Source organism: Flavobacterium aurantiibacter, from assembly GCF_002251775.1.
Lineage (GTDB): Bacteria > Bacteroidota > Bacteroidia > Flavobacteriales > Flavobacteriaceae > Flavobacterium > Flavobacterium aurantiibacter.
This window is the reverse complement of sequence record NZ_NOXX01000094.1, coordinates 1-8,185: the sequence shown is the minus strand read 5'-3', so window position 1 is coordinate 8,185 and position 8,185 is coordinate 1. Positions and strand designations below refer to the sequence as shown.

2 protein-coding genes are annotated in these 8,185 nt (G+C 40.7%); both read left to right on the top strand.

The features are described 5' to 3' along the window. Positions 1 to 416 precede the first annotated feature (416 nt). Positions 417 to 3,770 carry a beta strand repeat-containing protein gene (locus CHX27_RS01320; protein WP_094484973.1) on the top strand — a complete coding sequence of 1,118 codons (3,354 nt, stop codon included), beginning with the start codon at positions 417 to 419 and terminating at the stop codon, positions 3,768 to 3,770. Positions 3,771 to 3,798: 28 nt separating this feature from the next. After that, entirely contained in the window at positions 3,799 to 6,594 is a 2,796-nt protein-coding gene (locus CHX27_RS01315) for an autotransporter outer membrane beta-barrel domain-containing protein (protein ID WP_094484972.1), read from the top strand. The last annotated feature ends 1,591 nt before the right edge of the window (positions 6,595 to 8,185 follow it).

Below are 8,185 nucleotides of genomic sequence, written 5' to 3'. Positions count from 1 at the left end.
TTCGGTCGCCGTTTCAAACCACGTCACGTACTTGCGTTTGGTGCCGTCTATTTTCACTGCCGTCGCTTACGCGGCAATCGGTTCCAAACGATACGTGGGTAACGATTTTTCTGCGCTAAGGACGGCAGCGGAAATCCTACCACGAGCGGCGGTTGCCGAGTGGTAGATTAAAGCGCACGGCCTGACCCGTGGGTGGGATTGACGTGGGACGGGGAGCGCCGAAGAAATCTCCATGTAAATTTAATGTCATTCAAAGATCGTTGAATGGTTCACTTTAGTCTTTGACAAGTATCTCGTAATGTTTAGTTTACAATTGCTTATATGTTGACAATCAATAATATAACAATTTCATTTCTTTAATTTTATCGCTGCTTAGGTAGTCAAAAATAATTTTGATTGTTTAAAAAAAGCGATTTATGAAAAGTGAATTACGAATTAAAGTTACGAGTGTCTACAGGCATTTGGTTTTTTTGATTTTCTTGGTGCCTAATAGTCTCTTAGGTCAGGTTTCGATTACGGGTAGTGCGGTGGTTACTCAAAATTTTAACGGTATCGGAAATAGCGCCACAGCGGTTTTACCTTCTGGTTTTAGGATTGGTACCGACTATAATACGGCAACTTCTGCAACAACATTAGCGTATGGCTCTAGTGGTGCGAATGCGGTTGCAGGTAACTCTAGTGGTGGGGTAGTGAATTGGGCAAACGGCGTCACGGCAAGTTCGACCGACAGGGCTTTGGGTTTTTTAAATTCAGGATCTTTTAGCAGTCCGCGGTCTATTGTAGTTGCTATTCAAAATAGTGGATCAGCCGCAATTACTTCCATTGCGATAGCTTTTGATTATGAGAAGTACCGTACTGGAATGCGTGCATTTGCATGGACATTTTTCCATGGTTCGAGCAGCGCTCCAGCAACTGCCAACGCTAGTGGAGACCAGTCTTACGCGGCTGATGGTGCTAATTCGGTGGTAAATCCGCCTACAAGCATTTCTAAAAGTTTCACTTTAAATGGCTTGAATATTGCACCAGGAGCACTTTATTACTTTCGCTGGACATTAACCGGAAATGGCGGTTCTACGAACGGACAAGGTTTGGGATTAGACAATCTAAGTTTTACAGCAACTTTTCAGGAATCTACAACGCCAACAATTACAGTTGCGGCAACAACTGCAGCTTTCTCCACAACTTACGGAACTGCTTCAGCTCCTCAAATTTTTAGTATCTCTGGTAGCAACTTAACAGCAAATTTGGTTGCAACAGCTCCCGCAGGTTTTGAAGTATCGGCGGATGGCATTTTGTACGCTTCAACAGCAACTTTTTCGCCAACCTCAGGAAGTGTTAGTGGCTCGCTACGAATACGATTAAGTGCAACAGCTCCTGTAATCGGGAACTATAATTCCAATTCAATTGTTATGAGTAGCGCTAATGCAGCGTCGGTATCTATTACCTCGCCGGCGTCCGGAAATTTTGTTTCACCGAAAAATGTAACTATTGAAGGAATAACGGGTGATAATAAAGTGTATGATCGAACAACGGATGCTACTTTTTCAGGAACTCCAACTTATTCAGGTTTGGTTAATGGTGAATTTTTCGCGGTAATAGGAAATACTTTTGCGGAATTCGACACGCAATTAGTTGGTAACAGCAAGCTTATTCTCGTTGATGGTTTTGAAGCTCCTTCTTCGAACTACGTTGTGTCACAACCTACTTTAACCGCAGTTATTACCAAAAGAGGAGTAAGCATTGTCGGACTTATAATTAATAACAAACCGTATGACGGCAACGCGACAGCGAGTTTTGATAGTAGTTCGGCTGTTCTTGATGGTGTTATTGCTCCAGATGTTGTTTCCCTAGACCTTAGTTTAGCGACTGCGGCATTCGAAACCACGAACGCTGGTACTGGAATTAATGTATCCGTTTCAGGAATAGAATTAGGTGGTGCAGATGCTGCTAATTACGAGCTTTCGGAACAGCCTAACGGGCTAAAAGCTACTATCGGAAAAGCTAATCAAATCATAAGTTTTGGGCCGTTAAATCCGAAGCAAGATAACGATCCTGATTTTGCACTAACAGCAACTGCGGATTCTGGATTGGCTGTAACATACAGCAGCTCAAATGAAGCTGTTTCAACTATTTCAGGAGATATTGTATCTATTTTAGCTACGGGTACAACTACCATTACAGCTACTCAAAAAGGAAACGAGAATTACAATCCAGCAACCGCAGTTGCACAGTTATTAATTGTTACTTCGACGGCGAAGCAAGATCAAACAATTACATTTAATCCACTTACGGCCGCAACGTATGGGGATATGCCATTTATGCTCCAAGCTAATTCAAGCTCTGGATTAGCGGTTAATTACACCAGCTCGAACAGTGCTGTTGCAACGGTAACTGGTTCAACTCTAACTATTTTAGCGCCGGGAACAACGGTAATAACTGTATCCCAAGAGGGAGACACCGATTTTAATCCGGCAACAACAGTACAACAAACATTGATTGTAAACCGCAAAGATATCGCGGTTGTTGGTGTATTAGCAAATTCAAAAGCATACGATGGAACAACATTTGCTTCAATAAGCGGAGGTAGTCTAGCAGGAATTGTAGGAACAGATGATGTTTCATTCTCTGGTAATGGAACTTTTACAGACGCTAGTTCAGGAAGTGGAAAAGAAGTAGTAACAGCATTTGTTCTAGGCGGTTCCGATAGCTCGAAGTATAATCTTTTGCAGACCGTCGGGTTAACAGCCACCATAACCACTAAAGAATTAACACTTGCGGGAATTTCAATTGCCGATAAACAATATGATGGAGGTACGGCCGCAACGATAATCGGAGTTCTGGTTTTAAACGGAGTTGTTTCGACAGATATTTCTAATGTAACGATTGATTCTACAGCTGTTGTGGCAACTTTTGAAACGGCAAACATCGGGAGTATTAAAGAAGTAAATGTTGTCGGATACACTTTATCTGGTTCTGCGTCAGCTAATTATTTTCTGACGCAACCTAATCTAACAGGAAATATTAACCAGAGAGTACTTTCAATAGCAGGAATCACGGTTGAAGATAAAGTTTACGACGGCACCACAACGGCGCAATTCTCGGGCCTGCCCTCTTTAAACGGAATAGTTGGTTCAGAATCGGTTTCTGTTAGCGGAGTAATAGAATTAGAATTTCAGAATGCCAATGCAGAAAACGACAAAACATTAACAATTGGTGGAATTGCATTAGTCGGAATCGACTCAGGCAACTACTTAATCGGCGATTTATCACTTACGGCCTCCATATTTCCAGCGATACTTACCTATAATGCCGATGCAGCTACCAGGGTATTCAATATTGCAAATCAGACTTTTACGGGAACTGTTACAGGATTCGTGAACGCGGAAGATATTTCTGCAACCTCCGGAACGCTCAACTTCGTAACAAGTGCCAGCAATCTGAGTGCGCCTGGTACTTATCCTATCATCGGAACGGGTTTAACCGCAAACAACTACATCTTTGAACAGAATACTACTAATGCTACAGCGCTAACAATCACAAAGGCAGACCAAACCATATCATTTGGAACATTACCTGCAAAAACAACGGCAGATTTACCTTTTGCTTTAACCGCAACATCAAGTTCGGGTTTACAGGTAACTTACGAAAGTACAAATCCGAATGTTGCTGTAATTTCAGGAAACACAATTACAATAATCGGCTCCGGAACCACCGAAATTACCGCAAGTCAAGGTGGCGACGCCACCTTGACTTGCGGTAATTTCGGTTGATCAAGCGCTTACTGTTAGTGTTGCACCTGTGGTTGTTTTTGCCAATGCCATTACTGGAACAAATCCAAACACAGCAAATCCGTACACGACAGGGCAAATTGTTAATTCAAATATAACAGTTTCTGGTATTGGTAGGTCTGGTGTTACTGGATCGAATGCAAATGATAGATACAACGCAAGTGGTTGGGATTCAGCTAGTATAAATACGGCGCGTTATTACGAGTTTATTATAAATCCAAATTCAGGTTACGAAATCGACTTTTCCAGTTTTGTTTATACGGGCCAGGCATCAGGCTCAGGCCCTACTTCAGTTGTAATTCGCTCAAGTGCGGATAATTATACTAATAACGTCGGCGTGCCAACAGTTAGTGGGACAACAATTAATTTATCCGCCACAGCATATCAAAATATAACCACTCCGATCAGATTCAGGGTATATGCTTTCGGAGCATCTTCTCCTGGTGGAACTTTTAGTATCAATAGCTTCACTTTTAATGGAAATGTGAATTTGAGCACAGTTCCTGCGTTAACAACAAATCCATCGGCGGTTACAGGATTAGATTTTTTTGTAGATGCAGGTCCGTCTGTGTCTAAGCCGATAAATGTTATAGGGGCAAACTTGGTTCCGAGCATTGGTACTATCTCAATAACAGCAACAACAAACTTTGAGGTATCTTCGGATAATTTAAATTTTGGAGAAAATGCTATTATAGATTATGATGCGGGAACCATTACAAGTATACCAATTTATGTAAGAACGGTTTCAGGTTTATCACTGGGAACGTACAACGGATCGATTGTTATTAACGGCGGAACAGCTCCTGATGTTACAGTAAATGTGCAGGGAATTGTTCGTGCGTCGTTTACAATTCCTTACGAAAACAACTTTAGAACTCAAGCTGCTGTTGACGATGCCGTAGCACAAGGATTTGTTATAAATAATGCCGTATTTAATGCAACAGGTTATAAGCAAATTAGTTTAAATGGATTTGTAGAAACTCCTACAATTGATTTTACAGCATATTCAAGTATTCAAGTTGGATTTGATGCAGCAACTTTTGGAGGCGTAGCAGGACAAACTTTGGAATTACAGATTTCCGAAGATAACGGTTTAACATACACGAGTATAGGCTCTGTTGTTCCTACCTCGGCTACTTTCGCACCGTCTAGAACAGATGTCAATTTAACAAATTATCCTTCAACAACTGGAAAATTCCGAGTGCGAATGACTGCTGGCGGTAATACGAGCCGATTTAGAGATTTTTATGTTTTAGAGACTACACTTTGGGATGGAACGACGTGGTCTAACGGAGCCCCCGACTCTAAAACGATTGCCACTATTGATGGAGATTACGCAACTTCAATTAATGGATCTATTAATGCTAAAAGAATGGAAGTAGTTTCAGGTGCTGTTCAAGTAAATTCGGGGACTACCATAAATCTTGAAGACGAAATTAATGTTGCATCAGGAAGTGTAAATTTCGAGAATAATGCCCATCTAATTCAACTAAACGCAGCAATCAACAAAGGCGAGATATCTGTAAGCAGAAACGCAATGATGCGCAGGCTCGATTATGTTTACTGGTCGTCGCCAGTTGCAAGTCAGTTACTGAACGATTTTTCACCTTTAACGCTACCAAATCGCTTTTATACTTTAGATGAAGCGACCAATGAATTCCAGTCGGTTGATCCGACAGTAACTAATTTTTCAGTTGGAAGAGGTTTCATGGTGCGCGCGCCAAATAATTATCCAACTACCCCTCAAAATTTCACAGGAGTTTTTACGGGTACTCCACACAACGGTACTATTACCGTTCCTATAACAAGAACAGGTTTAGGTTATAATTTGGTTGGTAATCCATATCCATCGCCAATTAGTGCAACAGCTTTTGCTGCTTTGAATCCGACAATTGGGACACTTTATTTTTGGACACATACAACTCAAGGTGTAGGTGTTTCAAATTATGCTACATTTAATGCAACTGGTGCCGCAGCCTCGGCCGGAGGAGAAATTCCGAATGGTATCATCCAAGTTGGACAAGGATTCTTAATCAACGCTCCATTAAATGCAACAAGCGTTACTTTTAATAACTTGCTACGAGTAAACAATTTTGATGATCAGTTCTTTAGAAGTACACCCATCATCGCAGATTCAGCTCGTTTTTGGTTGAATTTGAATCATGAGGAAGATGTTGTAAATCAGATCCTTATCGGCTACATTCCTGGGGCCACTGACGCAATTGACGTGATGTATGATGGAAAAATGTTTGAGAATACAGCATCCTCAATCTACGGTATTTTAGAAGACTCTGCATACAGTATCGTTGGCAAGGCATTTCCCTTTGAATATTCGGATGTTGTTCCTCTCGGATTTCGCGCAGGTCAGCCGGGTAGTTATACCTTAGAACTTAAGCAATTTGATGGCCTATTTGCTTCGGGTGACTCTCCTATATATTTGAAAGATCAACTTACGGGTGCAGTAATTGATTTAAAAGAATCGGTTTATAACTTTACCGCAGAACAAGGTGTTTTTGAAAGCAGATTTGAAATTGTTTATGAGAATAGTTTGCTAGCTGCTAATAACCTATACCGTAGCAAAGATGTTCAGCTATTTGGCAAAAATGGGAAATTACACATTCAATCTAATCATGCTCGCATTGTCTCATTAAAATTGTTTGATATGATGGGAAGAATGCTATTAGAAGATGTATCCTCGCCTGCTCAAAATTGGCTCCTTGACATTAGTAATGTTGAAGAACAAGTTGTAATTGTTAGAGTTGAGCTTGAAAATTCAGTTGTTGTTATCAACAAATTTAAGTTGTAATTTTTAGTTTATAATTTTTTCATCCAAAAAGCCCCTCGTTTTATGAGGGGCTTCTTATCTAGAAGGAAGCCTTACCAGTAGACATTCAAAAAATTCAAACAAGCCGATAAATTGGGCGTAAAGTTGTTAAATTACAAACTAGTAACGTTTATTTAATTAAAAAAATGTGAAATACTCAAGAAACCAATATAACTTTGCCCGGTTTAAAAAAAAATCGATGCTTTTAAATAAATACAGTTTTATACTTTTTGCTTTTTGTTTTTTTTGCTTTTCGCCTCGTGTATTTTCACAGTGTATTCAGATCGAGAGTATCCTTGTTGATGCTTGTGGAGCGCAAGAAGGTTTGAATGAAATGGTTCGCTTTAAAGTTGGACCTACAGCTATAAATACTTCGAATATTGATGTTGACTGGCCTAATAATTCTTGGCAAGGTTTGATTCAAAACAACATCACTGCACAAAAGACAGCAGATTTAAACGCCGACATTTTAGATGCAGGCGGTTGTGGAGAATTGATAGAACCAACTAGTGGTGTACTCCCAGCAAATGCCAATGTTATACTAGTAACTAGCTTTAACTTAGATACTGCACTTAATTCTTTTGGGGCATTAACAGAAGACATTTATATACTCTACCAAGATAATGAGACTACTGTTGGTGGACATTTTGCGAACTTTGGTACAGGAACACGAACATTAACAATATCCTTTGGTGCTTGCTCAGATACTGTAACTTATAATCGAGCATCGCTTATTAGTCCGACGGGAGAAGCAGTATCTGCAGACGGTGCTATAGTACTATTTTCGCCTAGTGGGGTGCCCATTTATGTTAATAACGGTTGTTCTGCTCCTGTTCAGCCATTTACAGTAGATGCAGGTGCAACTTCAATTACAGCTTGTCCTGGCGCTCTAATAAATCTGTCAGGTTTCGCTGAAGGTCAAACTTCGGTTACATGGTCTGCATCTTCAGGAACTTTTGGCAATGCAAATCAACTAACAACAACCTATACTATCAATCCATCAGCTACTGAAACGATTGTTTTAACGTTAACAGTAACTAATAGCTGCGGACTGTCAATAACAGATACTATTAATGTAGTTTTAAATACGACTACGCCAACATTTAATACTGTTGCACCGATTTGCAACGGACAATCTTTATCACCTCTGCCAACCACATCTACCAACGGCATAACAGGAACATGGTCGCCAGCGCTTAATAACACAGCAACGNAACAGTAACTAATAGCTGCGGACTGTCAATAACAGATACTATTAATGTAGTTTTAAATACGACTACGCCAACATTTAATACTGTTGCACCGATTTGCAACGGACAATCTTTATCACCTCTGCCAACCACATCTACCAACGGCATAACAGGAACATGGTCGCCAGCGCTTAATAACACAGCAACGACCACGTACACGTTCACCCCAGCAGTCGGACAATGCGCTACAACGGCAACGCTAACAATCACAGTCAATCAACCACAAACGCCAGTTTTCAACCCTGTATCGGCCATTTGTTCTGGTGACACGCTTGCAGCTCTTCCAACCACATCAACCAACGGCATAACAGGAACGTGGTCGC

What these genes read in the sequence shown, in the direction of transcription:
- CHX27_RS01320 (WP_094484973.1), top strand. Translation starts at nt 417, where the DNA reads ATGAAAAGTGAATTACGAATTAAAGTTACGAGTGTCTACAGGCATTTG.